Below are 26,663 nucleotides of genomic sequence, written 5' to 3'. Positions count from 1 at the left end.
AACATACGTTTACGTTTCTACATCTGTTCGCTAGAATGGATGTAAGCAATGTAATCAGTCAATACCCCTTCGTGTCCCAACAGTCTTAGCATGGTAGAGATGTTGCCCCTATGGTAAGAACCGTGATTCACGATTTGGTACACGATGTCGGAAATCGTGTTGTGAACCTCTACTCCCCTCCGTGTTCGGTAGGTCATGATCTTCTCTGGATCAGGAATCGAACCTACATATGCACGCATTTGAGTGTATACGTTATTTGTGTAATCAATTGCTTCCTGAAGCGAAGCAAATTGGTTACCCTCCTCAGGAGTTGTGCGATCTCCCCTAATCCGGGCAAACCAGAGGGCATCAGCAGACATCATATGATGGATTACAGCTGCAATCGTTGCGAATCCAACATCTACTGGTTTGATAAAAACTTCACTAGGTAATCCGGCAAGATGATTCATGATTCTAGCATTCGCCCATACATGATAGTCAATGAGCTGCACTATGTTCGCTGCCATTAACATCCCACCTCATTTAGATTGTTGTTCCACATGTTCCCCGCATTCCAAGCGTATTCTCTGCTACGTCATATAGCCAACACAAACCAGCACAACTTGTACAACTACTTGCAGGCAAAGCGTTGATATCTTTTACCGTTCTCCATTTTTACCGTTACTGTGCCATCAGTCTGTAAAATCATAAATATAGAACTGGATTAGCTGTTTTATTCGCTGCTTTTCAGCTTGGGCGGCTCTAGTCACAACAACCTGATTCATATCACCACTCCCTCTCACTCCGAACTGATGTGTCTCACCACCTAGAATTTTCAATCCTCCGCCTCAACTATCCTGAGCTGTAGTCACTCAATTTTCCAACCGAAATGGGCGGGACTTTATGATTTCTGTTCCATCTGCAGCCTTAATCTGCAGCACCATTTCTCGGGCCTCAGCAATTCGAACGGGATTGATCATGGAAACATACAGATTCCCTTTTCCATTCGACATAAATATCTTTTCATCTTCGATGGTTCCTAGCCGTATCACTACATTTTCTTTCGGGCCAAACATTACCCCTTTCCCATTGGATCTGCTACCGATATGTTATATCCCTTCCCTGCCTGAACTCCTCTAGCCGACACAACAAAATCTACGGTAGATGCATTGTAAACAACGGTAACTCTGCCATTCTTCTTTTCCTGAAATGGAACGTCTGCTGTATCGCCTTGCTGAACAATAAAGAGCTGATCATATTTCAGAAAGGTGCATGAGGTAATGACGAGGAACATAGCCGCAACAATGATTTTTATCGTGCGCATTCTTCCCCTCCTCTCATCAACGAATATCCTTGTCTCTATTATATTTACCTTGCCAATATTCGCCAACACGATTCCATCCAACATGTTGCGGGAGACCACTTGCTTCCATGACCTCGATCTCACGTCAAAAATAAGAGGTATACCCATGCGGCAACAAAAAGAACAAGGTCGAGCTCAGAGGGAACATCCCACTTAAACTCAACCTTGTTCTATTCCAGAAATTATCCCACAAGAGTAATAAAAACTACTGATGTGGCATTTGCAATTTGCTTAACCAACTTGAATAATATTTACATTCGCAGAGACAAACTTAATCTCCTGTACATTCATATTCATAAGCTGCAGTTTATTAGTTCCTGGCCCTGTATTGAATACGGCGCTGCCCGCTCCACCTGATCGGGATACTCCGTCCGCTAATGATGGGGCGACCGATAAGCTCTGATCCAATGGAATCCCGTTCAATGTCAACTGAACAAGGACAGACAAGTTAGCCATTAATGGACTCTCGATGAAGCTATAGGATGCAAAGTAGGTTGCATTCGGAGCCAAATCAATCACTGTTCGATTGTTCGTAGAGAACGTTATGCCGCTGCCATTCGTCACCTTCGCCGCTAAGAAGGGAACCGGTGAAACCGGCCCTACATTTTCATAGCCATAGCTAAAAATTGCAGCGTTATTCCTTGTCACCCCAGCAGATGAAAAATTGTCGATTTCCGTCACACGTATGTTAACGCCGCTAAAATTCGATCCAGAAGCTTCAACTGGTGAAAAGCCAATCAGCTGCAAAATACTCGGGTTCGGACTGGAAGGAGTGTTGAAAATAGCTCCTCCGGTCGCATTCGCAGTAGGCGTATTTTGTCCGAATGGAATTGTGGTAGGAAATGAGAAGCTCTGCGACCCTGGTATTAGCTTTCCGTTCAATCTAAGCTCTGTAGCGATGATATGGTTGCTCGATGCCGTGGTAAAATCAGCATTATATTCGACTAAATACGCTTTACTCGCATCAAGAAGAATGTTTGTCATTCCTTGCAGTCGTATGGAGGTACCGTTCTGGACAATGACTGATAACATCGCAGGGGCGCCATTGACCGGAATCGATCCACAGCCGGCCGAACAACCGAAATTCGCACTGCTTCCCATCTCTATTCGCCCCCAGCTGCTATTGTAGCTTAATGATCGTAATCGACGTCTGGTCGAAGGTTCTATCATTGGGTTCAAGATTAACTAAAGTCAGAATACTTGAACTAGCTCCTGTATTAATGATCGTATTCGATAATAATGACGTAATGGCTTGAGAAGCTCCTGGCAAGGACTGCATCTGTGAATCTGTTCCCGGAATCGTTGTTCCATCCAATTGCAGAGCAACATGTGCGGTAATGTTACCCGCTGTGAGCAGCTCTGCCTTCGTCCGGTAAGCAATATAATAGGTTTGATTCGGTGCCAACACGATATCCGTCGAGGCAGGAGTATGCGTAATGGAGGTGCCGTTCAACGTGAAATTCTCCTCGAATGGAATTGCGCTGCCAGACGCAACCAGAATAGAACCAGGGGAACGGATGAATGCGTTGTTCGCCGTGATCTGCACTCCGGTTGCTCCGGTCGCTCCGGCTGCTCCAGTTGCCCCTGTTGCCCCGGTACTTCCCGTTGTTCCGGTCGCCCCTGTCGCTCCAGTTGCTCCAGTTACACTTGCCCCAGTCGCTCCGGTTGGCCCAGTAACACAAGGGCACACTCCGGTTGGCCCAGTGGCTCCTGTCGCTCCAATCGCGCCTGTACCGCCAGTTGAGCCTGTACTACCTGTGATACCTACGGCACCTTGTGCGCCAGTTGCTCCGGTTGCTCCTGTTGGCCCCGTTGAGCCTGTGCTGCCAGGAAGTCCAGTTGCTCCGGTTACCCCAGTAGAACCAGCTGCTCCTGCAGCGCCTCCCGCCCCCGTACTGCCAGTAGCTCCAGTTGAGCCTGTCGAGCCAGCAATGCCAGCTGCTCCGGTATCGCCCGTTGCTCCCGTCGCTCCGGGCACTCCCATTGACCCAGTAGGACCAGTAGCTCCGGTTGCGCCAGTAGAACCCGTCGCGCCCGCTGCTCCGGTTGCTCCGGTTGGCCCTCTTGTACCGACTGGTATCTGCAGCACCTCTTCCAGCTTGTTATTAAGCACGAATTCGAGCTTAATCGCTTCTCGCAACGTATTCACGATACTGTCGTTTACTGCCAGTACATCACTCACTGTAGCAGGCGTAGTTAATCCCGGCAGCGTTCCTAGCGTGAATTGGAGCTTTTCTGCCTCCGCATTAACAATGTGGCTTAGTCCTAACTCCTCTAACGCTATTGAGGCTAACAGCAAATTCACCGCTTCGTTCGTCGACACAGAAATATTCGGCGTAATATTAGGGATATTGGCTTGCGACACGATTTCTCACTCCCTTGCTGACATCATCAGATTGCTAATTTAGCGCAATAATGCTTATATTTACGTTTCGATTGCTGTTGGAGCGTGAGAACAGCATGATGCTGGACGGTGCTCCCGATGGTGTATTCACAATCACGCTTCCCTTTAACGTTGCGAAATCCCCCGCAACGGTACTCATAAATATCGTTAGGATGCTTTCCCCATTAAAAGTCAGAATCACATCTAGTCCTCCTGAAGGGTTGCTCGCATCAATATCAACTTGTGCCACGATATAGTACGTATGATCGGGTTGAAGCAATATCGTGCTCGAACCCGGAGTGAACGAGATTAAGCTGCCGCTCAGCAATCTTGCCGTAGCGAACTCCAAAAATCCCGCCGGACCTGCAGGTCCAGGTGTAATGATACTCGCGAAATTCGCCGTAGCGAGCGCCATCGCCCCTGTTACCCCTGTTGCCCCGGTCGCTCCGGTGGCTCCAGTGGAACCCACTGCTCCGGTCACACCCGTTGCTCCCGTTGCTCCTGTTGGCCCCGGTATTCCCGTTGCCCCTGTCGCTCCCGTTGGGCAGCCAGTAGGGCAGATACCTGTAGGGCCCACAGGGCCGGCGTTGCCTGTTATACCGGTAGGGCCAGTAGGACCGATTGGACCTGCAGCTCCTGTATTACCAGTGAGCCCGATTGATCCGGCTAGACCAGTAGAGCCAGTTGCACCTGTCACGCCTGTAGTGCCAGTTGCTCCGATCGAGCCCGTTGCTCCGGTCGCTCCCGTCGAGCCTGTTGGCCCAGTAGCACCTATCGTGCCGGTTGCTCCGGTTACACCAGAGGAACCGGTTGCTCCGGTTGCTCCAGTCGCACCGACAGGCCCTGTGATGCCAGTAAGCCCAGTTGCTCCAGATGGACCTGTAACCCCAGTTGCACCAGTCGATCCATTAACCCCTGTAGGTCCTATGGATCCCGTAGCACCAGAGCTTAGCAAGGGAACAAGACCCTCTACAATTCTATCGAGTTTCATCTGTGACACAATTTCCTGCTGCACGACCACTTTCAATGTATCTAGTGTACTGCTGTTCAGCGCTAGCAGTTCTGGAATTGTAGGCACTGTGGTCAAGCCTGGAATTGTTCCCAATGCAAATTGAATTTTCTCGCCTTCAGCGTTAAGAATATGACTTAGCCCTAATTCCTCCAATGCGATCGAAGAGAGCAATAGAGGAATTATTTGATCCCTGGAAATCGAAATAGTAGGTGTAATATTGGGTATGTTTGCTTGCGACATTTCACTCACCCCTTATGAAGTGCCATAGTAAGAGACCTAGCATCATATCCGATGTGCTCGCATATGGGAAAATACTGAGCCTCATCTTATAAATCACAATATAGCAATTACCGATATCGACACATTCGTGAAATCCGTTGCCACACCTGACGTATTGATAAGCTCTAACGTACCTGGAGTCCCCCCGGTTTGAATGATCGTGTGTGAGGACAGCTCTACGATTACACCTGCAACGGTATCGTAACTTGCAGTCGTGACGATGACATTAATTCCATTAAATTGCAGAGTCGCGGATGCGGTCGTTCCGGCGGTCGTAGCCTGCGTCTCGTAATCAACGAAGTACGTATGATTTGGAGCAAGTACGATTGTGGGTGTCAAAGGTACATGTGTGATTAATGTACCATTTACAGTTAAATTCGTTTCTAATATAAGCGGAGCGCCGTCCGCTACCGTTTGTGTTCCGACAGTGACAAAGTCGGCGTTGTTCACCGTAATCAAGCCTCCGGTGGCTCCAGCTACTCCGGTGGCTCCGGTGCTTCCAGTCGCACCGACTGCTCCAGTCACACCTGCCGCTCCCGTTGCTCCTGTAGCGCCAACCCCATTAGGTCCTGTCGCTCCGGTAGGCCCTGGTGGACAAACCGGACACGGCCCGGTAATTCCCGTTTCTCCGGTTGCACCGGCGACTCCTGTTGCTCCGGTTGCACCCGTATCTCCCGTTGCTCCAGTTACACCTGTTGACCCGGTCGTTCCCGTTGCTCCAGCTGCACCAGTTGCTCCGATGGCCCCTGTAGGGCCAGTCTCGCCTGTTGATCCAGCCGTACCCGCAGCCCCGGTGGCTCCAGTTCCACCTGTTAATCCAGTTGCCCCTGTCACTCCGGTTAGCCCAGTTGGCCCTGTCGGGCCCAATGCCCCCGCTGAACCAGTCTCGCCTGTTGCTCCCGTGCTTCCAGAAGCTCCAGTGCTTCCGGTAGCTCCGGTAGGCGATAATCCGGTTGGCCCTGTTGGGCCAGTAGCCCCCGTTCCCCCCGTTGGCGGTGAGGCTGCCGCATTCAGTACCTGCTCCAATTTGTCCTCAATAATCAATTCCTTTTGAATCGTCGCCGCCAACACGCTGCGAACGCTGGCATTGGTTTGCAATACATCGCTAATAGTTGCAGGAGCTTCTAACCCAGGAAGCGTCCCAAGGACATATTGAATTTTCTCTGCCTCCGCGTTCACTAGATGACTAAGCGAGAGTTCTTCCATAGCCATTGAAATAAGCAATAAATTGATTGCATCGTCTCTAGTAATACTTATTTGGGGTGTAATGTTCGGTATATTGGGATTTGACATCCAGCTTCCCTCCCTCAGGAAAGTAGTTCCTGATAGATTGTGAAAACGTACCATGTAATAGGAATCTACTACCTAGCGATTGAACAATATCGCTATCGCTCCTTTTATTTTATGTAAATCGAATTTTATTGCGTGGGACAAAATAGAACAAAAAAAATCGATTCTCACGAATCGATTAAAAATAAGAGTTTGCCATACAATCGCCATATACATCATATATAGATAAAACTCTTCATCCTATTTCACTCTCGATACTCCACTTCATTCTGTCCAACTAACAGCTGGTCATGATACTTGCCATTCATGTCAATAGAGTTACCTGTCACGATTTTCTTGCCTTAATTACATAATGAAAATTGATTACTCTTAATCCTTTGTCAGTTGCATGCTCTGCAAATACCTGTTCAACGCCCCGAAGACAAGCTGACCAGACATATTCACGAACTTCCTTCCTCTGTCCAAAGCACTTCTTTATGAGCACATCTTCTGGCCTTGTCAAATACTCTACTTCCTCAACCAGTTGAACCTGAAAATCGGTCAATCCGGCTGTTCGCTGAAACTGATATCTCGTGACCAAATCATCCAAATCGTAAGGATCATAAGATAGCGGGGTAAACAATCCAGGGAACAGGCTTCTAAGCCCACCATCTGTCCCTCCATGATATAACCCCATCATCATCCCATTCGGCTTAAGAATTCGAGATGACTCCTCGTATAACCAAGGCCCTTTCTTCGTATAAACGAGGTCGAACGTGTTGTCTGCAAAGGGCAGCAATGCATCCTCCACATTTACAAGCATGAAATGTACCGATTCACTTCCATTAAGCTGCCGCGCTTGTCGGATAAAATTCTCTCGATTATCGATCCCAACAGCTTCCTTCACTCTATGATTCCAACGTCTAGTAAATTCACCATGCCCACATCCAACATCTAATATCCGTGAATCACTAGTGAGATGCGACATTATCTCCTTTTCATAAATCATCTCCGCTGTTGGCTCTTCAAAGGTTGATCTCCACGGATACTGGTATTCTCCTACGATATCATTCAGCTCTGCATACCACTCAGGGCTATGCGGTTGTATCCACTCAGGATGCAGCGATGGATCGGGGAACATTACAGTTCTATTCATGATTACACCTTCAACCTTTCTCGCTCATCACATCAATCGAGAGCGTTGGTTCGTATATGATTTCTTCTATTTCGCCATTTTGGTTCACTTTGACTGCTGTAAGCCCAACAGGTCGATATGCCCCTGTATCGATATTCAACGTGCTGCTTATGCGATCAAATTCCGCTTTCCCTGACTTGCAAGGCGTGTGTCCGATAATTTGCAATTTACCAATATTCTTGAGTTTCCCTTGATTCCACAACACGCTGTCTGGATGAGAACCATGAACATCACCAACAACCAACAGTTCCATATTCTCCTCCATGAAGTAGCAACACTCACTGGCCATCGATACCCATTATATTCCTATAGAACATGTTCGATCCTCACTCTCATTTTCCTCTATCAAATAGAAAACGTACCCCGATAACCCGATAGTACGGTTACTTGGATACGTTTCATCTTCTTGCATCATGTACACTTATATATTCTGTATTTTTCTTAATGCGGTAATATGGGCGATATGATGATTGCCATGCCAAGCGTACAATCCCACATTATAATCTAATCGAATTACTTCTTTGGAACCCGGGTGGTAAAACTGTTTTTGAAAATCAGCCTCAGATAACGATCGCAATAACACAACCCATCTCTGATGCAATGCTTCGAGCAACTGAATTGATAATTGGATATTTGTATGTACCGAGTCCAGCAGTTCAGCCCATCGTTCTTCATAATAGGGCTTAATCTCAGGTGTATCTTCCGTTAGAGCAAGCTTGAATCTGATAAAACTATTCATATGACTATCTGCAAGATGATGTACAACTTGGCGTATTGTCCATCCACCTTCGCGATATTCCAGGTCTAACTGCTCTTCAGATAAGTCTCTTACGGCATCCTTCAGTCTGACAGGGAACTCTTCAATCTCGTTGATCCAAAGAGCACGTTGCGAAGACGAAATCTCTCCGGTGTGCTCAAATCTACCAATGGGGTATCGCTTATCCAACTGATTCATCAGGGATCACTCCTATTTTTACTGCATATTCCTCACATCTTAAGTGAACTTCAACAGCTTACGCCTTGGATCAATCCATAGCTGCTCTTAATGTAAAGTACATGAGATTGTCCTTCAATTGACTCGCTTGATCAAATCCCATTTTCTTAAGTAGCCTCTGCGATTGAATATTATCTCCATAAATCTCGAACCTCTGGGATGGAAAAGTGTCTAAATACGGCATCCGCATCTTCCATAGTTAATTCCCGCATCACCAATCTTTCCGTTTCAAGTTCTGGGTATATCATCTATCATTCTCCTTTTCAACTGCCTACCGACATTCTTCTTCTGCTAAAATAGACACTTAGTACATTAAACTCGATATGCAGCATAAGAGGCAACCATATAGAATGGGTATGATCAGCGATTATGCCGAAGAAAATACCGCCAAAGAATGCAAATAGCATAAATCGGATACTCATGCGTGACAACCTATAATATTGAAGGTGGCAGATGGCAAAAAGAAAAGCTGTTATCAGAACAGCAGGGGTAACAGATAACCCCATTATGGTTAAGGATGAGCTTGTGGGCAAGCTGCTGCTTAATAGCGGAAGAACTAATCCTCGAAATACCATCTCTTCAAGCAGAGGGTAAGTTAAACAAAAGTGAATGGTATCGTAAATCCCGATCGGACGATATCCTGACCTTTGAGCCAAGAATACATTTACGATTGCAACAATGAAGAATAATGTCATCACTGGCATGACGCGTTCTGGTATTTTGTAGATATACTGCTCCCCATACCATAGAGATAGTACGGATACTACAATTACGGTCATTCCCCAAAAAATGATTGTTGATTTCTCGACATCAACTCGAGTTACTACTTTTAATAAGCTTTGAACGATTATGAAAGAGAACGTCAATAACAGAGATATGCCAATCGCCAATAACAATGCTCTTCACACCTTCCATCTAAGTTATGGTCACCATCCGATCGACATGAGGAACAATATTATTTCGCTTGCCATTCACAGCGGTTGCTAGTTACTCTTAAGGCAGCTGCAAGACCATCCAGTCTTCATCGAAATATTGCCCATTATATTTTAAGGCGCGGCGCTCAATGCCGTAGGTTTGGAATCCGGCGGAGGAATACAGCCTCTTAGCTGGTTCATTGCTTGATACCACCGTTAAATTGATCTGCTCTACGCCATCGATTTCGCTCGCCCTCGCAATTAAAGCAAGCAGCAGGTTTTTCGAAACCCCGCTCCCACGCATTTCTTCTCTCACATACATCCCGAACAAATTTCCTTTGTGGGCAGTTTTCATCCCATTCTCTCGTACAAACGCAGCTATTCCTAGTAACAATCCTTCGTCATCAAACGCACCCATCACAAATTTGTCTTTACTTGGTTTGACTCGCTCCATTACCGTTTCCAGTGTGAATTTCGCTTCCCGCTCATAAGTAGAACCAAATGCTTCAGGATTTGTCCGCAACCCTATTAATCTAAGCTCCTGATAGGCCTGTGCATTACTATCTTGAAGAACTCGTATATTCATTCTCCTGCCCCATTTCTCTCGAAATGTCACTAGTCTATTTAACTGTTCACTTCGTCACAATTTCTAAGCGCATCTTAGATTCGTTCAACGTTTTCTTCATTTATCTATCGATGTAATTAAAATGTGAATCGATAAACAATCTCATCCTCATATACAACCCTAGTCTCACAAAACCCGAGCTTTTCATACAGCTTTCTAGCTGCTACATTATCTACACATACTGTTAGATTCACACACACGCTTTGCGAGTAATTTTCTCTTATGTAACGAATTGCAGAATTGATCGTTTCCTTTCCATATCCCTTACCTTGTTCATTTTTATCAATGATCAATCCATTTAGCCAATAGGATTGGGTTGTTGTATCATCTACCGTAATCATGACAAAGCCCACTAATCGACCCTCTGCATTATACACACAAAATGGTAAATTTTGATATTCATCGCCATCTGGACGGATATGTACCTTGGCTAAAGACACTGCTACTGATGGGACAAAATGGTTTTGATGTGCTTGAACTTGCAAGTTTAATGCTTCTTTCCAATTCTCACGTGTAGTCGGTATTAAACTGATCATCACTACATCACTCATCTCCATCCGCCTTATGAAAGCCCTGTCGTATTTTGCAAAACAATTCTCCATCCATCTGGGTCACAAATGGTTATCCCATTTTGCTGCCAGTAAGGATTTTCTGGTTCCACAATTGGGTAGCCCATGGTGACTAATCTAGAAACGATATCATCCCGTTCCTGTACGTCTGGTATATAGAACACCAGCAAATTATCTGAAGAGGGAGGCGGTACAGGCACTGCATGTACTTCCTGCGTAAACTCCAAATGATAGTGAACATCCGGAAGACCGATCATGACGCCATCGTAGCCATTATGATTTACAAATGAACCCACTACTTCGAGACCAAGACCTTCCGAGTAGAATTCAACAATCTTCTGTAATTGATGGGTGGGCCTTGCCACTCGAAATTGAACAGCGGGCATATTCTTCGACCATGTATTATTCATAACATACAGCCCCCCATATTCATCCTCTGACTCACGATTTCGCATAACAAATGAATGGTATGATTCACAAACCCATCAATATCTTCTCGTGTCAGATAGATAAACTCATGATCTTCTGCAATTGAACTTTCATGGTAAAACTCCGTTATATTTTTGATCTGCTGACTCGTTTGACCTGCAGGGAAAAAGCTCAAAAACTCAGGATATTCATCTATATGCTGAAATTCAGTCCAAAAAATACTCTCTTTATTCTCTTTGAGATATACGAAGTCATGGCCGTACCAATCTTTTTTAACTAATAGAGTATACTCTGGTGTATTTAATATCGATTGAAATACCTCCTCCTTTTTCTTTCGATTGGCGAGTTTGATCCACTCTTCATCCGTCACCAAGTGAAAATAATACCCTAAATAATAGGAGCCCTTGGGGGAAGAGATATCAATAGGATCTAGAAGATACTGCTCATAAAATGATTCTGCGGTTATGACTCGATTCATCATAAAATGAGTAATTTCCTTCGGGGGCGTAGGTTTTCCATCCTCACCAATGAGCCCACAGTCTGGGCCGATATTCCCTACTAGAAAATCAATTTTTGATACCGGTAGATCTCTACTGATTAATGCTTCAGCAATTCTAAAATGTGTAACCCAAGTCGCCATCATACACGCTCCCTCAGCTAGAATTTATCACTTTGCACATTGTTTCTGCTTAACCTGGAATGTAAGTATGCTCTGCAAAACTGGCCTGTTCTTCGAAGTGATTTCGTTTATAGAATCGTTTAGCTCTCCAGTTGGATTTCGCCACACGCAGACAAACGTTATCTATCCCCTTGTTCGCTCTCATATGTGCAACACAGTGGGCCAATATCATACTGCCGTACCCGCAATTCTGGTAATCTGGATTCACTACCAAGTCTTGAATGTAATTGTTATGGATGAGATAGGAACCGATCAATTGATTGTCTAGCCAAAATGAACGAAGTTCATCGCTACGTGTCTTGTTTTGAAGCAAGTTAAGGAACTCTACCCGATTAGAGCTATGCCAATCCGTTATCTGACCATTTTCCAGCTGTAATTGGAGGTATCCCCGATCAAATAATTCAATAAATTCTTGCAGCATAGAGGGTTCAAACTGCTTTTCAATCAATTGTGACGTCGGCACATCTGGTACTTCTGTCTTGGTATATATGAGATGATATCCTTCCATATCCGATTGAAATCCGATGCTTCTTATAAACGCAATGACCTCTTCATTTTCCCCATATACATTGAAGCAAAGTTCCTTTCCATCGCCTTCCTCCAAGAACGTCCGGATTGTCGCATCAATTAACCCTAGGATGAAGGTTAATTCGTTCATTGATATTTTTAGAAAGGAAACATACGCAATCGTGCAATCATCATTCTCAGCTGCACAAAATACTCCATGAACTTCTTCCGTTCGACTATAATGAAAGACGGATACAGCTTGCTCACGAAACGCTTCGCTCACAAATTCTCTAGCTTGAGGAGATATGTGACCGACTAACCTCAGTATATCTTCTCTATTTTCTGCCTCTACTATTTCCATTAGCAGCCTCACTTCTTAATTGACTTTATTGGTGCTATAGATACAACACGACCCAGCCTTTGATAGCTGTCATCTCGGACTGGGGCGTTATTTGTATCTGAGGTAATGGCCTAAGTTCATCCAGTATGAGCCTTTTTACCTTCAATTATAATTGTAACAATGTAATATATTATATTTATCGCTATCCCAATTAGGATAATCAGTATAGGGTGACAAAATCGACTAAATATCTCGGAGTCTGTATGTATACGAAAAAGTAAATTCTCAAAAACAACATCAGTAATCATCGAGCCCTTATAGTGAATCATTTTAAAATCACTCGTAATAGAATGAACAAAGTTGTAGGTCGAACTTAAAAGAGTAAGCAATGTAATAGAATTAAGAGTGATGATCGTTTTACGAGCGGCTCCTATTTTATCTTTCATCACTTTCCCCTTTTGTTCACAAGACGTCTTCGAATGATACTTACGGGATTTATTGTATTACAGCTAGTTCCCACTACTCTTGCTTGCTTTCACGATTTCATTCCATTTACTTAAATAAGGCACATATCCGATATCTTGAGGCTGATCTGGCAGCCATGCAATCAGTTCAAGTTCATTATGATCAGGATCATTAAAATAAATGGCTGCCGCTGGCATCCATGTATGTACGATCGGTTCCGTTGGCTCTTTGCCAAGAGCTTGAATCGGCTCTATCCCTTTTTCCTTTAACCAATCAATTGCTGTTGTTAATAACTCCACATCTGTTCCGAATGCAAAATGTCTTCTTTGTACCTCATTAATCTCCGGAACTTCCCAAAGCCCAAGCAATTGTCGATCCTTCCCAATATAAAAAAAGGCAACTCTTCTTTCTCCATCGAGTAAAGATAGTTCAAGACCTAGATTCTTATAGAATTCAATCGATTTATCCAGGTTCTTCACTTGTAAATGTGTCTCATATAAGTTCTGAATCATAATGATGATCTCCTTAGGCTTATGATGTACTAATTTGTGAAATTAGTAATTTCCTACATCTATGCTATGCATAATAGCCACCTTCTATTAAATAGGTTCCTGTCTTTTTAAAATGCTTATAGATCTTACTAAATGCCCTGTTTGCTTTATGCTGATAAGCTCCATCACTTAGACAGGGTCGAATTACTTTCACTACTTGCGTCATGCTCGTATCACTAGGAATCTCACCAGTGAATAACTTTTCTAACTCTAATTCAAATATCCCCTCAAAATTCTCTGAACAATCCCCGTATACATAGATGGCTTTGTTATCATTCATTTCAAGTAATTTGAATTCAATACAGAATGCCATAACATTACCGTCTTTCTTTGGTTTCTTAATTGCCGTTTTTTCCTAATGAGTGTAACCATCAACCCAAGAAGCTTAAAGAAACACACTGCTGTGTGGCTTCGTAAAATATCCTTGCTGATTAGATCCCTGGTCCAATATTCCCCAATATTAATAACATTCACTCCTGTCAAACTGAATGCCCTATAGTGAAATCACTACGCTTTATACAGTCGGGGCATTCATTATGGAGCAATACATTCATAAAACGGTTGAATTTGCGAAACGCCCCAACCCTAGATAGCTTTTATCTTAGGCTGGGGCGCTGTTTCCCTGCGCTGCTTCCATGATTATACATCCTTAATCCAAAGGAGGGTAGACCCAAACGCGTAGTCATAGGGAATCACGATACAAAATTCCTTTACCCTTTCAAAGCATCTCTCACCCTTATTGCACTTTCTAAAGCACCTCTATCTCTGTTTCTTCCTTTTATGGATTTTGTCAGATGAATCATCTCAAATGCTTCTTCTACATCAACCCAGCGTACCTCTTGAGTCTCAGCATCATGCTCCGTCACCATGCCTGTTGGTTCCATCATGAAATATATTGTCCTACACGTATCCGATTCATATTCCCCAGGAACTGAAGCTATAATCTTACATGCATACCCCGTTTCTTCTTGCACCTCTCTTCTTGCTGTTTCTTCGGGAGTCATATCTTCTACATCCGGGCCTCCCTTTGCAAATGTCCATACATATCCACCCCAATGATTCTTCGGGCTCCGCATGAGCACTTTACCTTCTGTATTAAATACAATTCCTCCATATGCTTTATCCATATCACTCAGCGCCTTATTTAGATGATTGTATTTTCCTACCGCTTTGCTCAAAAACCATCCAGAAGGAAGGAATACGAGTTTCTCATTCTCAGGCATAAACTCCCTACAAATGTACTCTTTCATACTCTTCGTATGATTCACTTGCAGTTTTTCGATAGCTTGTACCGGTTTAAATTAATTACACTTCACGCTTCTCATCGGGTCTGTAGATGATTCTCCGATAATCCCAATCCTTACTGTCCATATCACCTAAGAACATTCTCTCATGCTCTGGTACAAGCTCATATTTTACTTTTAAATTTTCGCGGTAAAACTCAATCGGATCCTCTAGATATTGATAATATGCTTCTCTGCACTCTTCTAAAGACGTCTTCTCGCCTTTACATTTTTTATACATATCGATCAGCTCGGTATATTTATCCTCGATATTTGTTGGATAGATGGCTTGTGAGAACGTTACTTCACCTAAATCAGATAAAATGATTGTTGTTGGTTCATTAAAGTCAGTGAAGAAGGTGCCATTTTTAAAAAGTTCAGCAATCTCCTCTAAACGATAAGTCATTTCATTTCCCTGGAAATAGCAAACCACTGCCCCATTCTCGTAAACAACCAGATTTACCAAATAATTATTATCTTCATACTTCATAAAGATAGAGAACTCATCGCCAGTTATTGTTTCATAGAACATTTCACGAACAACATAATAATTAATAGCTGTAGGCGAATACGTAATTCGTCGTTTCTCCGCCAATTGTTTTTGCCAAGAAGTGATTTCATAGATATTTTCGAAGTTAGGATTAATCGTTCTAATTTTGCTTTCTATGTGCTTGTAGTATGCGGGCTTATCAAATTTCCATTCGGCTTCTTGAACGATATACATTCCTAGACCATGTATAGAGAGTTCTTCCTGATCTGGGATTGTTGGAGTTAACCAATCAGAACGAAGTTTTTCTTGAAGCCCATTCAAATCTACAAGTTCCCAGCAATTTGACATCCCATCCTCATACACATCAACATTAATATAAAAATAAGAACCACCATTATTTATGATCCCGGGAACTGTAACACCTTCTACTACTTTTGTTCTCCGTATTTTCTGCATATGATTCACACCCTCGACCATTTATTGTTTCACTTTCGTTTAGACTCCTTGAAGGCAATTATAGAATATTTCATTAAAAGAATTCTGATCTTCCGTGTAGTCCTCCGTATATTTATTGAACATTCGAACCGCTACCGCTTGAAACTCTGGCACAACTACACAGTGGCAACCTGCTGCACCCGATGCATAATACCACTTATCCTGATAGTACCATCCAAAAATACGCTTCTTATCCTCCGTATCCATCCGCAATTGTTCAATGAGCGTGAATACATCAGCAGGTATTAACTGACTATGATTGATGAAACCTCTATTGAGATGTAAATTTCCCCACTGTGCCAGGTCTCTCGCACTTGAATACAGATTTCTTTCATGACCCTCATTGGACTCAATTCGAACGGACGCATAGCCGTCTCCAGCTTGAAAATCACAAACTAATTTCTCTTTCGGTACCGAAACCCATTCTGTATCCGTTAGCTCCATCGGTTTGAATATACGTTCTGTAAGCAGTTCCGCAATATTACATCCCGTCAGTTCTCTAATGAGGTCGCAAGCTACTTCCTCACGCTCAATATGGTTTGGCCCAAAATATTTAGCGCCTGACTTGGTTGCTAAATCTCTTATTGTAGTGCTGCCCAACTCGTAGTCAGGTGTATTTGTGAGCACATCAGAAACCTTACAATCCACGGACAACTTGCTCTCTACAACCGCGATTGCTGTAGCAAGTCCGACATATGTCTTTCTTAGTGAATATAAGTTAAACATAGAATCAGATGATACGACGAGAGCTCCCTTCTTAAAATGATGCTGTCCCGCATACCATTCTGTTAACACTTTGTTGTCCTGAATAATCACTATCGAAGCAGCGGAAGATCCAAACTTCTTCCCCGCTTCTTCTGTATATGAAATTAACGGTAGAAACTTGTTATCAATTAATGTTTCTGCTGTCATAACTATGACCTCCAATTATTTCAAATTTGAAGGGTTCGATCTTCCACATATTCACTTATCAACTTACAAGATACCTCTTTGTATTAAGAAACCATTTCCCTTTCTCTTGTACCATCCAATAAAACATGTTCGTGCTTAATTATCCCCATATAATCTGCCCCTGGCTTATTAGGTACAAAATCCGTTTCTATTACAAAAATATTGAAATAAACTCTATTTTCTTCTTCTGTTGTCTCAATTCCATTAATCATCTGTAACAACTCTTCTACTTCTATGAAATCAAATTCATTCTCTTTTTCAATAATGTAAAATGGATAATTCGTATTCGGAAGCTCAATAATGATCTGATCGTTTTTTAAATCATTTGGTATCGAGTCTATATAGTTTAGAACTTCTTGTTCCTCTTTGAATATTCCTGATATCCACTGATGCCGCTGGTTCGATGCTTTGACAATAAACATATCCATCATCCTCGTTCAGGTATTAATATTCTTATATCTTCAACAATTTCAGTTACCTTCTCAAGCATTCACTGCGCCAAGAGGCTGTGAACGGCTACGATTACACTGTTCTCTTATATAAGACATCGTCGATTCCCTCAATTGTATCTATTAAGTTCATCTCTATATTTCTTAATGCACTTATAATCTTTATACAGGCCATATACAAAAAGTATGAATAGTGCTACCAGTGCAAAAATAAAAGCAAATACCATCAGCCATAATATTGCACCACCCATTACTAGTAAGCCAAGAAACAGACCAATATATAGATTAACGAAGATTATGGGGTAATTCAGACTCATCAAGAATGTAATCTTACGAAAAAACTGAATTACAAACACAATATAGCTGATTAATAATGGGTAACATAATATTGCGTACTTAAAAACTTCTTTATTTCTTGGTATTTCATTCTCATTGAAAAAGCCATTATTATCGGCATAAGGTACAATAGTATAAGTTACATATAATAATACGAGCATTGAAACGAGTAGTACTATAATATTAAATTTATGAACATGTAATATTAAAACGAGCTGCTAAACCCTCCTGTAATAAACTCTTTAACTAGTTCTAATATATAAATTTACATCTCTGGCTACCTCATTGAATATATTATAATTATCTGAGTTGCTGTATATTGGCCAAGATAAATCAAAGTTTCCTATAATTGCAGTCTTGGCTTCAATAAAATAAATATTGTAGAAACACTGTTCTCTCGTCATAAAAGTAAGGATATTCAATAAATCATTACTTTCTTCAATTCTGAAGATTGCTTTTTCAGAATGCTTTGGTTCACTAAAAATGGGACGCTGTAATACATATACTGATCCAGGAATCATTTCTACACAACGTTGAAAGAACTCCACAAATCTATGCTCATATCTAGCATTATGTTCTGCGCCTATCAACATGGCCGCATCTTCAATCGATAAGCATTTAGGGTACACATCTAGAATCCCCACGTTTGTAAATAAAGAATTTGGATTTTCAATTTCTTCAACTTCCAATACACTAAAGATTTCAATCAGATTTGAAACCTCTACATCCGTTGCTTTTCTCACTTGTCATCACCTTTTGTATATTAAGTCTTTCAAATCTTTACTTATGTTCTCTGGGATTTCATAACCTTGTTCCGTATTGGGAAGCTTTAATGTAATCCAGAATTCCATTCATTTTGTTCGATTCATTAATAGCCTGCATAAAAAGAGCTATTGAATCTAAGTCTTTAAACTGTTTTTCTTCAAATGGCTTTTCATTCATCCTTAAACAAGTTGTATAATCCTTTAGGGAAGTTATTATCATGTTTCCGCTAGTCAAATTTTATTGTACAGTCTTAATGATAAGTTGCCTTACATCCGCGATTCTGTTCGGCATTTCCGAAGTCGAACGATTCAGTAAATCACACAAGGCAATCAAATCCTCCAGCTTAGATAATAGAACCCAATTCTCATGCAGGAATCCACCTGAACCCCGGTATGCCTTTATAAAATGACGTTCGAACAAGGAATTGTCGTGTTCATACCGAAGCATATTCCCGATATCAACATAGCGTCTTCCTGAGAAGGCGAACTCCCAATCCAATACCGCCGGATACTTCGAACCCATCTGGCCTTTCAATCACCAAAAGATTTAGACCATTGAAGTCCGAATGAACGAGGACTGGCGGTTCATGAATTTCGGATATTAGTGAACGGTGCGACTCACAGAATAATCGAACCTTCTCCGTTGCTTCCTCTCCCAGCCATTCCCCAGTTTTCCCCCTATCCAAGCTTTCAGAAATAAAAGAGATAAATTCGTTCTCATCCATGTTAAATGGGGTGGAGATGGTAAGATCCCCTGCAAAAAAACCTGGACATTCAAATGTATGACAGTGAATACGAGCTAGTACACTGCCGACAGATTCCGCAACTTTTGCAATCTGACGTTCATCTCCTCTATGTAGAAGATCACGCAGTAACACTCCCTCTTTCCACTCTATTATTGCCCAATCATATTCAATTAGCTTTCTGCTTACATCCAGATATATATAATCGGCAACTGGCACGACGCCGCGCAATCTCTCAGCGATTGCTTTTTCTTTTGAAGCTTCGTCTGAACCTCCAGCAAAGATCCTTAAAAAGTAGGGTGTAGTAGTTCCTTCAATCTCCACTTTATAGGTACCATTACTAAGTCCTGTTTGTGTTCGTTCAGCTTTGGTGAGACGCTTGCCTCTGAAAACTTGGCTAATCATACTATTTAGAGCCTCATATTCGATGTGCATACTACTCTTACTTGATCTTTCCCATTCTTCTTTCACCTTGTATCACTCCTGGTCACTTAGTTGCCCGGATCCAGTATTATTCGAAGTACTGCTTAAAGAATCTCAAACACCTCGCTTCTTACCTCCTGGAGGCTCAGGGGCCTACAGAACCGCTGCATGAATATAATGTTATATGATGTATCCTCTTTCATTGAGCACTGCTACTCGTAACGTTCTATATTCAAGTGTTTCGTACAGTTATATAGCTCACAATCCCATCTAGTTTGACCCGTATGTAAAATGGTAACAGAAGTATTATTAAGGTGTTCTTCTGTATCAATATGCGGAATTAGTTTCTTTAAAGTCAGCCCAATTAATGCTCCATGACTTACTATCAATATTTTTTTGTTAGGATGTCTATCTGAAATGTCCATAAGACACTGCATTCCTCTTGTTACGATTTCATCTTTTGATTCTATGCCAAGATCAAGTTTGGACCATCCGTGTCCCCACCTACTAACTCGATCTTGTTCTGTAGTGCCCTCTATAAGTCCACAATTCATTTCTCTTAATCGTTGGTCTGTTTTTACTTCAATATTTTTTATCTTCCCAATGATCTCAGCTGTTTCAAGGGCTCTTGATAAATCACTTGAATAAATATAATCCCATTCCTCGTTACTCATTCTCTTTGATAATAATTCAGCTTGTTGGCGTCCCTCATCATTTAAAGGTATATCTGTTTGGCCTTGAGCTCTATGTTCATAATTCCATTCCGTTACCCCATGTCTAATAAGTCCTAACGTTGTCATACTTATTCCCCCTTTCATCATCTTATATTTCATTTTATTACCGTTCTTACATCTAGCGTGTAATTGTATTCACGAAGCCATGAGGTTTAGATGACAAAACTTTGCCGGCCCCTCTTCATTTAGCCCCGCAGGGTATATGGCTTCAGCAGCTTGAATACTGTGCTAGCTTATGTCGCATCTTTATTGAATGAGCTTCCCTTTTATCTCCATTAAAGTCCTTCTAATCTCTTCAAGAAGCTTCTCTTTTTCCAAATCGGATATTGCATCAGCAGATAGTTTCCTAGCAGCAATCGGTGTTAACCATGGGACAACCTCATCATAAGCAATTCCTGATAATTTTGTGTATTCATCCATAAAAATAGTAATTAATTTCTCTCGGATGAATTCAAATTCATGTCTAATGTCCTCACGAAAATGAGGGGGTAAAATCGCATAACGAATCATAAGAATATATTCAGCTATATCAGCCTCAGGATTTCCAACAGTGGCATTACTCCAGTCTATCAAGACAGCCTTCCCATCGTTCTTAATCATTATATTTCCTGGATTCGGATCTCCATGACACATACATTGTCTGGTTGGCAAAAAATCAAGTAATGAGATTACGCTTTCTTTCTCATGCGCTGTTAAGTAGTTCACACTCAAAATGTGCGATTTAATAACGTTTTTTTGATTCGGTAATTCGTGCCCGGCAAATAAAGTTTTGTGTACGTTATACAATTGTTGGGCTGTCAGTCGAATATCATCCTGGATAATTTCATCGTTCTTGATAGCACTTTTAATAATACGTTCCATCATTGTCTCACCAATAATATGCTCAACTATAATCCCTGGTCTGCCATCCACTTCTGTTAAATCAAAAGGTTGAGGCACAGAGAGACCACATTCCCAGGCGATGGAATTATTGAGATATTCCCTCTTTGCAGCTTCAATACTCGTATTTTCCTTGGCAAGTTTAATGATTTGATTGTTCCCTATATCAAAAACCTCAGAGCAGCCTCCTTCACCAATCTTGTTACCCAATGTGATTGTCATGATAGATCATCCTTTCTTATGTCCCTATATAGGCTTAAAGTGCAATTCACTCGGTTACTAATTTCTTCATTATGAATCGTCCCAAGAAGACCAACGATCGTCATTCATTTATTCTCCTTTGTATTCGAGACTACTTTGTTAGGTGAAGTCATTGTCTTCCATGATTAATCCTGCATACTTGTCCCATTCTTTATTATCCGTATTTATTTCAATTGTCGGTACCATTGATTTGTACGCTTGAATCCTAAGACTATTTTGCGTATCAATCAATTCTTTACATTCCAGATCGATTTCTTCCCTTGATTTGTTCATCCAAACCTCAGGGTTTCTACTTTTTATTCTTTCCTCGACTATTTCGTCGGAAATAGTCAGCAATAAACACCTAGCTCCTAATTTGATTAAATCATGCTCTATACTTGTTATTTCTGCATCGTCTGAATCCGAGAATGCGACTCGGTGATTTAGATGGAACCGTTCTAAAATAAAGAAAAGGCCTCTTGATTTTCTTTTCCCTGGCCCCAAATATACTGCCCAATCATTAAGATTCTTTAGCATACCAACTCTATTTCGCAAAAGTTCGAGATGCTGGCCCCTTGATAATCGAACAAATTCGCCTTGAACATTATTCAGAATCTGAGAGTAATGCTCCCCAAGTATTACGACACTCAACTCCGCTGATTCATCGAGTGCTTGAGATTGTTTTATCGCTTTGAGCAGCGAAGTCTTACCCGCGTTTGAATATCCTTCAAGAATAACGCCTCTAATATTCATCGATTGATTTTCCTTTCTTCAAAAATACTTCGCCTATCGTCCTTGTATCTACGAAGCCGAGAGGCTTAAATCCAAGTCCGACGGACTTAACTTTGCCTCGCAAGATTGTGAGCTAAATACGTCTAAATAAGTTAATTCATAGGCTACTGGTGTTTTAATGATTTTGTCTTGTTTATATTCAAATAGGTCAGCCGTTCTACCTTGACCAAGTTAGCTCCCTTGTTATGTACATGAGTTGGCAATATTGCGTAAAACGTTCTTGTATTCACGAAACGACCCAGCCTTAGATAGCTCTTATCTTAGGCTGGGTCGTTTGTTGTCTGAGCCTCTTCCATGATTATACATCTGACAACCAATGCACAGTGGTCCCAATATGTGAACCCGGTGTTATGAGAAGTTCCTGGTTTAGTCACCTACAAAATACTCTTGTATTCGTCCAAAACAGTATTTACAAAATGGGTTTTCCCATCCGTATATGCTGTACGGTTATTCGTAAATTTCTCTGCAAGTTCTATCTTTAAAGATGAGTAAGCGGTTACTAAATCCGGGTGTTGTCTTAATATGTCTCTAAATGTTATGTGCTTCTTTAATGCTTCACTTTCCTTGTTGCAAACATAAAGATGATGTTTCGGCTTTTGATTCATCTCTCCATTATAGGGAACTATGTCATCAGTTCTTGCAAAAGCCTCCCTGTTCTCTACCCCTAAATTACCCTCATGAAAGTAACCTAATTCACTCAACTTTCCAATTACTTGAGGAAGTAATGTCATTGAGTCTATTACAATATCTATATCAAGAATTGGTTTGGCTAAAAGGCCAGGTACAGAGGTACTTCCAACATGCTCTATGGTTAAAGCTAACTCTTCTAATTTATTTTCTAATATATCTTTCAATTCATCAAACATAACAGGCCATGCATCATTATAATCTTCAATAATCACTGGTCTCGAACTCATCTTAAATAGCCATCCCCTTTAATATGCCTTTACGAAGATATCCGATAACGTGACGCCCCATCTTCCTAGAATCACGGAGTGACCGCCGAATAGTTATAAAACCAATCTCTATGCATTAGAAATATATGTTCAATAAATCTATCGATTTCTGTTTCATTACATCCAATCCAATTATCAACTTCGTTCATTATCTCTTCATTAAGATAATTATCTATACCTTTACAATAATTCTCTAAAATAATTCTTTCATCGTATTCTCGAAGAATACTTATCAGCACATTTGCCGAGTCTATTTCTAACACTTCATAGTAAGTCCAAACCCCAGATCTTTCAGACATCGATTGCCAATTCATTAATTGGTTTAACGCCATAACCCATCTAATGTTCTCAGTCTTTTGCACAAATGAATTTGCTAAGATTAATAATTCAACTTTTGACTGATATTCATTTATCGAATTGAAAAATTGATCCAAGTAGAATTTTGAATACTCCATTAAATCACCCATAAAAATTATTTCAGTTTCAAACTGCGCTCTTGCTACCCTATTTTGTCTATCTCTTGATTGTGCTTAATACTCCAGTTTATAAACGATTTCCCCATCTATTACTCGGCCATCTTCTGTAAATCCTAATTTTCCATATAGCTGTTTTGCCCAAATATTCTCTGGTTCAAAGCTTATGTATATAACCCGATGCTGTCTGTCTTCTTTAATCCTTTCAATGAGCAGTTCCATAGCAGCCTTCCCATAACCTTTTGATTGATACTTAGTATCTATCATTAACCGATAAATCCAATATTCATGATCTTCTTCATCTATACAATACATCGTAAATCCCACTAGAACTTCATCATGATAAATAGCCAAGCAGACACACTCTGGGAATGCCTTAGCCTGTGCGAGCGAAAACAAATTTGTCGCTACAAACTCACTTTGTTCATCAGCGACACTCAATTTAATGACTTCAAAAAAATTACTTCGATCTATTTCCTTAAGTGCTATCATAAATGCTCCCCTTTTCTTCATTATCTTAATCTTGGATAATATACGCTCCTCCGGCTGCTAGAAGATGTTATCCACTTTCATAATTACACGGAAATCAAAATTTTTCCACTACTTCACCTACATACACTTGAAATCAAAGTTATGCCCAAAAGGAGAGTTGTCCCAGCCTGCTGCAAGGTTCACTGTTCGTTACGATAAGAAAAAACAACGAGTGAAAAATGCAATTATCTATTATCAAATCAAAGACGATTTATACGGATTGGAAGAGTGACAAAGATTTTGCCAAATCCTTTGCCAAGCCTAAATATACCCCAAAACAAGCGATTTCTGCAGCAAGCGGTAAAGTTAAATCCATATTCATTGTCAATTTGGCCGGATATAAAGTTACTGTTAAATTGAATGAATATACATTCAAGAAAGATAAACAGCCTACAATCGTAGGCAAGATCAACAAGAAAGGGGAATTTTATTTCTTTTCTCTCACGCCTTAAGTTGGGCGCTACAGTCAACAGAAAATAAAGTATTTGACACCGAGCGGACTCAGAGGTTATTTTTCATAGGCATTCTTCATACCAATCATCTTCAAGATTTTGAATTGTATCTTCTAAAAGTTCTGAAAATGTTGGAGCTATAAAATAAACAAAATCAGGGTCATGTACATAAAAGATAACTTGCCCAACTGTACCATGTTCTGTCGGGTCAAAGTCTAACATTAGATACAATGACCCTCCTACAACCTGTGCAAAAGGAAACCAACGCTTGTTAAATAAATATGGCTTAATACGAGGATCAAGCTTACTAATTTCCTTATCGCTGTAATACTCACTCATTAAATTATCGCGATCGCAGAAAAATTTCTTGGTATCTCTAATATCGTCAAAGGAAAGCAATGTAAATGGAATACAACTATCTTTATATGAAGTATACAAAAGATTAAGAGGATAGCCGCTACCATCTTTAATTTTATAAAACGCCTTAAAATCCGTTGGTAATGAAATGCTAAAATCTCTTTCAAAGTCGTCAAATTGTTTATCTGTTACTCCTGTTATCTTCTTGTACTCTTCGAAATACTCAATATCCTCATCAACAACTTTCTCAGCTAATAAACCCTCTATTGTTTTATGTAATTCATCTATTAGAGACATCTTACTTACCTCCAAATATAATTATTCTTCGCAAGGAATCAATCTATTATTCCACGAATACATCCATTCTACCTTAAGAGCCGAAAGGCTCTTTTTCTAAAGTGTACTGTCAGCAGTCTCCTTTTATAAATAGAATGATGCCTTTTTTTAAATCCTCAATAAAGCATACCACATCTTGGAATTGCGATGGTGCTATTCCACCTTACTATATTTTTGAAGATATTCCTAACATCCTGCCCGTTAGTTAAATAAAAATTTGTTGTATATTCTTATTGAGAGTCCTTATCGCTTTTGTACTCCAAAATATCGCCTGGCTGACAATCCAAAGTCTTACATATCGCTTCTAATGTTGAAAAACGAACCGCTTTTGCTTTTCCGTTCTTCAGAATGGAAATATTCGCTATAGTAATTCCAACCCTTTCTGAAAGCTCCGTTACACTCATTTTTCGTTTTGCTAACATCACATCAATATTAACAACAATTGCCATATCCTCCACCTCAGACCGTCAAATCATTTTCTGATTTTATATTAATCGCTTCTTGTAAAAGTCTTTGGAGAACAGCTGCAAAAATGGCGATAACCAACGAACCAAAAATGATGATGAGTCCCACAAATCCGATAGGAGGGTCAACTTTCTCCCCTATAAAATGAAAGAGCGGCATACCTAATACGTACCAACCACTTATTGTTATTGCACAACACTTTATGTTCTTTAACGCCTTTATAGATAAATCCGAGAACGCTGTGTTCTCGTCAATGTATCGCAAAAGGTTAAAAGCCTGATAGAGAGCAAAGTAAAAAGGCACAGCCGCTCCATACAACAAAATTAAAACGAGAGATTTTAGATAAGCAATATCTGGATACAATTTCCCAGCAAAAACTCCGATTTTAGGAGCCAAAAATATACAAAACGCAAGAACGGGGATTCCAATAAGAATAACAGCTAACTTTAAAAAGAACGTCGCTACTTTTTTCAAAAAAAAAGCACCTCACTTGATTTAATGACATAGTAACTTTATCATTAAATATATCGTTTTACAATAAATAAATATTGATATTTATTGAATTTTTATTGTTGTGCAATTTTACAAAAATAAAGAGCATTTCTCACTACAAAGAAATGCTCTTACTTTAAAATGTTAAATTTCCAACTTGTTCAACTAGATGCCCGTTAGAATTCCTGTAATACGAATAATTGGGTGGTTGAACAAAAACGAGCGCCTCGGTACGATGGGGTTGTGCACGAGGTCATTGCCTCAATAATCCCATCCAGGAGGTCGCTCTACTATGAAGTTTAAGGCACAGGACAAGCAAAATCAACTCATTGAAAACATTACCGTTCATCACCTAGTCATCGGCGTAGATATCGCCCAAGAATTCCATGTGGCCCGCGCAGTCAGCTTTCGTGGAATTGCATTAGGTACACCGCTAGAGTTTGGCAATCATCTTGAGGGGTTTGAGATG

Annotated in this window: 32 protein-coding genes and 1 pseudogene; 2 read left to right on the top strand and 31 right to left on the bottom strand. The window is 40.9% G+C overall.

The window, feature by feature from the left end; genetic code table 11:
- Positions 1-17: 17 nt before the first annotated feature.
- The 28 genes from BP95_RS0111710 to BP95_RS0111530 all read right to left on the bottom strand — a co-directional run bounded on the left by BP95_RS0111710 (position 18) and on the right by BP95_RS0111530 (position 24,053).
- Positions 18-506, bottom strand: a complete 489-nt coding sequence (locus BP95_RS0111710) for a DinB family protein (RefSeq protein ID WP_028532245.1) — start codon at positions 504-506, stop codon at positions 18-20.
- Positions 507-1,054: 548 nt separating this feature from the next.
- Positions 1,055-1,303 carry a hypothetical protein gene (locus tag BP95_RS0111695; RefSeq protein ID WP_028532243.1) on the bottom strand — a complete coding sequence of 83 codons (249 nt, stop codon included), beginning with the start codon at positions 1,301-1,303 and terminating at the stop codon, positions 1,055-1,057.
- A 270-nt stretch (positions 1,304-1,573) separates the two neighbouring features.
- A complete protein-coding gene (locus BP95_RS0111690) occupies positions 1,574-2,443 on the bottom strand; it encodes a hypothetical protein (protein WP_028532242.1) in 870 nt (289 codons plus the stop codon).
- Positions 2,444-2,462: 19 nt separating this feature from the next.
- The gene (locus BP95_RS0111685) at positions 2,463-3,455 is read right to left on the bottom strand and encodes a hypothetical protein (RefSeq protein WP_442952326.1); all 993 of its coding nucleotides are present in this window, start codon (positions 3,453-3,455) and stop codon (positions 2,463-2,465) included.
- Positions 3,456-3,741: 286 nt separating this feature from the next.
- Positions 3,742-4,977, bottom strand: a complete 1,236-nt coding sequence (locus tag BP95_RS34230) for an alpha-helical endospore appendage domain-containing protein (RefSeq protein WP_036666982.1) — start codon at positions 4,975-4,977, stop codon at positions 3,742-3,744.
- A gap of 93 nt (positions 4,978-5,070) precedes the next feature.
- A complete protein-coding gene (locus tag BP95_RS30170) occupies positions 5,071-6,309 on the bottom strand; it encodes a collagen-like triple helix repeat-containing protein (RefSeq protein WP_231515097.1) in 1,239 nt (412 codons plus the stop codon).
- 322 nt (positions 6,310-6,631) lie between these two features.
- The gene (locus BP95_RS0111665) at positions 6,632-7,441 is read right to left on the bottom strand and encodes a class I SAM-dependent methyltransferase (RefSeq protein WP_028532238.1); all 810 of its coding nucleotides are present in this window, start codon (positions 7,439-7,441) and stop codon (positions 6,632-6,634) included.
- A gap of 10 nt (positions 7,442-7,451) precedes the next feature.
- On the bottom strand, positions 7,452-7,733 hold the full coding sequence (locus tag BP95_RS0111660) for a hypothetical protein (RefSeq protein ID WP_028532237.1): 282 nt from the start codon (positions 7,731-7,733) through the stop codon (positions 7,452-7,454).
- A gap of 168 nt (positions 7,734-7,901) precedes the next feature.
- Positions 7,902-8,435: a YfiT family bacillithiol transferase gene (locus tag BP95_RS0111655; protein ID WP_155987244.1), complete on the bottom strand. Its 534-nt coding sequence runs from the start codon at positions 8,433-8,435 to the stop codon at positions 7,902-7,904.
- A 302-nt stretch (positions 8,436-8,737) separates the two neighbouring features.
- On the bottom strand, positions 8,738-9,049 hold the full coding sequence (locus tag BP95_RS34530; RefSeq protein WP_442952325.1) for a CPBP family glutamic-type intramembrane protease: 312 nt from the start codon (positions 9,047-9,049) through the stop codon (positions 8,738-8,740).
- Positions 9,050-9,467: 418 nt separating this feature from the next.
- A complete protein-coding gene (locus BP95_RS0111640) occupies positions 9,468-9,974 on the bottom strand; it encodes a GNAT family N-acetyltransferase (protein WP_028532234.1) in 507 nt (168 codons plus the stop codon).
- 116 nt (positions 9,975-10,090) lie between these two features.
- Positions 10,091-10,564 carry a GNAT family N-acetyltransferase gene (locus BP95_RS0111635; RefSeq protein ID WP_051614059.1) on the bottom strand — a complete coding sequence of 158 codons (474 nt, stop codon included), beginning with the start codon at positions 10,562-10,564 and terminating at the stop codon, positions 10,091-10,093.
- An 11-nt stretch (positions 10,565-10,575) separates the two neighbouring features.
- Positions 10,576-10,992 carry a VOC family protein gene (locus tag BP95_RS0111630; RefSeq protein WP_028532232.1) on the bottom strand — a complete coding sequence of 139 codons (417 nt, stop codon included), beginning with the start codon at positions 10,990-10,992 and terminating at the stop codon, positions 10,576-10,578.
- A complete protein-coding gene (locus tag BP95_RS0111625) occupies positions 10,989-11,654 on the bottom strand; it encodes a hypothetical protein (RefSeq protein ID WP_155987238.1) in 666 nt (221 codons plus the stop codon). Before BP95_RS0111625 ends, BP95_RS0111630 begins: the two co-directional genes overlap by 4 nt.
- A gap of 46 nt (positions 11,655-11,700) precedes the next feature.
- Positions 11,701-12,558, bottom strand: coding sequence for a GNAT family N-acetyltransferase (locus BP95_RS0111620; protein ID WP_036666980.1), 858 nt, complete (start codon positions 12,556-12,558; stop codon positions 11,701-11,703).
- Between the two features lie 488 nt (positions 12,559-13,046).
- Complete coding sequence (locus BP95_RS0111610; protein WP_021254879.1) at positions 13,047-13,514, bottom strand: VOC family protein; 468 nt, start codon at positions 13,512-13,514, stop codon at positions 13,047-13,049.
- A 749-nt stretch (positions 13,515-14,263) separates the two neighbouring features.
- Positions 14,264-14,803 (bottom strand): NUDIX hydrolase, encoded by a 540-nt coding sequence (locus BP95_RS30165; RefSeq protein ID WP_081819867.1) that lies wholly within the window; start codon positions 14,801-14,803, stop codon positions 14,264-14,266.
- Positions 14,804-14,858: 55 nt separating this feature from the next.
- Positions 14,859-15,782: a DUF7638 domain-containing protein gene (locus BP95_RS0111595; RefSeq protein ID WP_028532228.1), complete on the bottom strand. Its 924-nt coding sequence runs from the start codon at positions 15,780-15,782 to the stop codon at positions 14,859-14,861.
- Positions 15,783-15,821: 39 nt separating this feature from the next.
- On the bottom strand, positions 15,822-16,733 hold the full coding sequence (locus BP95_RS0111590) for a serine hydrolase domain-containing protein (RefSeq protein WP_231515095.1): 912 nt from the start codon (positions 16,731-16,733) through the stop codon (positions 15,822-15,824).
- An 83-nt stretch (positions 16,734-16,816) separates the two neighbouring features.
- Positions 16,817-17,194 carry a hypothetical protein gene (locus BP95_RS0111585; protein WP_028532226.1) on the bottom strand — a complete coding sequence of 126 codons (378 nt, stop codon included), beginning with the start codon at positions 17,192-17,194 and terminating at the stop codon, positions 16,817-16,819.
- Positions 17,195-17,799: 605 nt separating this feature from the next.
- Positions 17,800-18,300, bottom strand: a complete 501-nt coding sequence (locus BP95_RS0111575; RefSeq protein WP_028532224.1) for a hypothetical protein — start codon at positions 18,298-18,300, stop codon at positions 17,800-17,802.
- 479 nt (positions 18,301-18,779) lie between these two features.
- Positions 18,780-19,535, bottom strand: a complete 756-nt coding sequence (locus BP95_RS30160; protein WP_155987236.1) for a phosphotransferase family protein — start codon at positions 19,533-19,535, stop codon at positions 18,780-18,782.
- A 164-nt stretch (positions 19,536-19,699) separates the two neighbouring features.
- Complete coding sequence (locus BP95_RS0111560) at positions 19,700-20,287, bottom strand: histidine phosphatase family protein (RefSeq protein WP_028532223.1); 588 nt, start codon at positions 20,285-20,287, stop codon at positions 19,700-19,702.
- A 180-nt stretch (positions 20,288-20,467) separates the two neighbouring features.
- Positions 20,468-21,322 (bottom strand): aminoglycoside phosphotransferase family protein, encoded by an 855-nt coding sequence (locus tag BP95_RS0111555; protein ID WP_028532222.1) that lies wholly within the window; start codon positions 21,320-21,322, stop codon positions 20,468-20,470.
- 138 nt (positions 21,323-21,460) lie between these two features.
- A complete protein-coding gene (locus BP95_RS0111545) occupies positions 21,461-22,093 on the bottom strand; it encodes a hypothetical protein (RefSeq protein WP_028532221.1) in 633 nt (210 codons plus the stop codon).
- 413 nt (positions 22,094-22,506) lie between these two features.
- On the bottom strand, positions 22,507-23,034 hold the full coding sequence (locus BP95_RS0111540; protein ID WP_231515094.1) for a GrpB family protein: 528 nt from the start codon (positions 23,032-23,034) through the stop codon (positions 22,507-22,509).
- Between the two features lie 86 nt (positions 23,035-23,120).
- Positions 23,121-23,522, bottom strand: coding sequence for a hypothetical protein (locus tag BP95_RS0111535; protein ID WP_155987234.1), 402 nt, complete (start codon positions 23,520-23,522; stop codon positions 23,121-23,123).
- A 96-nt stretch (positions 23,523-23,618) separates the two neighbouring features.
- Entirely contained in the window at positions 23,619-24,053 is a 435-nt protein-coding gene (locus BP95_RS0111530; protein WP_021254895.1) for a GNAT family N-acetyltransferase, read from the bottom strand.
- A gap of 218 nt (positions 24,054-24,271) precedes the next feature.
- Between BP95_RS0111530 and BP95_RS0111525 the strand changes: the two genes are divergently transcribed.
- Entirely contained in the window at positions 24,272-24,544 is a 273-nt protein-coding gene (locus tag BP95_RS0111525) for a hypothetical protein (protein ID WP_028532218.1), read from the top strand.
- 63 nt (positions 24,545-24,607) lie between these two features.
- Here BP95_RS0111525 and BP95_RS0111520 read toward each other — a convergent pair whose 3' ends face one another.
- From BP95_RS0111520 to BP95_RS0111510, 3 genes are all read right to left on the bottom strand, one after another.
- The gene (locus BP95_RS0111520; RefSeq protein ID WP_021254897.1) at positions 24,608-25,198 is read right to left on the bottom strand and encodes an SMI1/KNR4 family protein; all 591 of its coding nucleotides are present in this window, start codon (positions 25,196-25,198) and stop codon (positions 24,608-24,610) included.
- A 269-nt stretch (positions 25,199-25,467) separates the two neighbouring features.
- A complete protein-coding gene (locus tag BP95_RS0111515) occupies positions 25,468-25,686 on the bottom strand; it encodes a helix-turn-helix domain-containing protein (RefSeq protein ID WP_028532216.1) in 219 nt (72 codons plus the stop codon).
- Positions 25,687-25,696: 10 nt separating this feature from the next.
- Positions 25,697-26,176, bottom strand: coding sequence for a DUF2975 domain-containing protein (locus BP95_RS0111510; RefSeq protein ID WP_028532215.1), 480 nt, complete (start codon positions 26,174-26,176; stop codon positions 25,697-25,699).
- 310 nt (positions 26,177-26,486) lie between these two features.
- Between BP95_RS0111510 and BP95_RS33045 the strand changes: the two are divergent.
- Positions 26,487-26,663: pseudogene (locus BP95_RS33045) on the top strand (IS110 family transposase); the annotation flags it as partial.

Source organism: Paenibacillus sp. UNC217MF (assembly GCF_000686865.1).
Taxonomy (GTDB): Bacteria; Bacillota; Bacilli; order Paenibacillales; family Paenibacillaceae; genus Paenibacillus_B; species Paenibacillus_B suaedae.
Note: the sequence above shows the minus strand (reverse complement) of the source record. Positions and strands in the feature narration are given on the sequence as shown.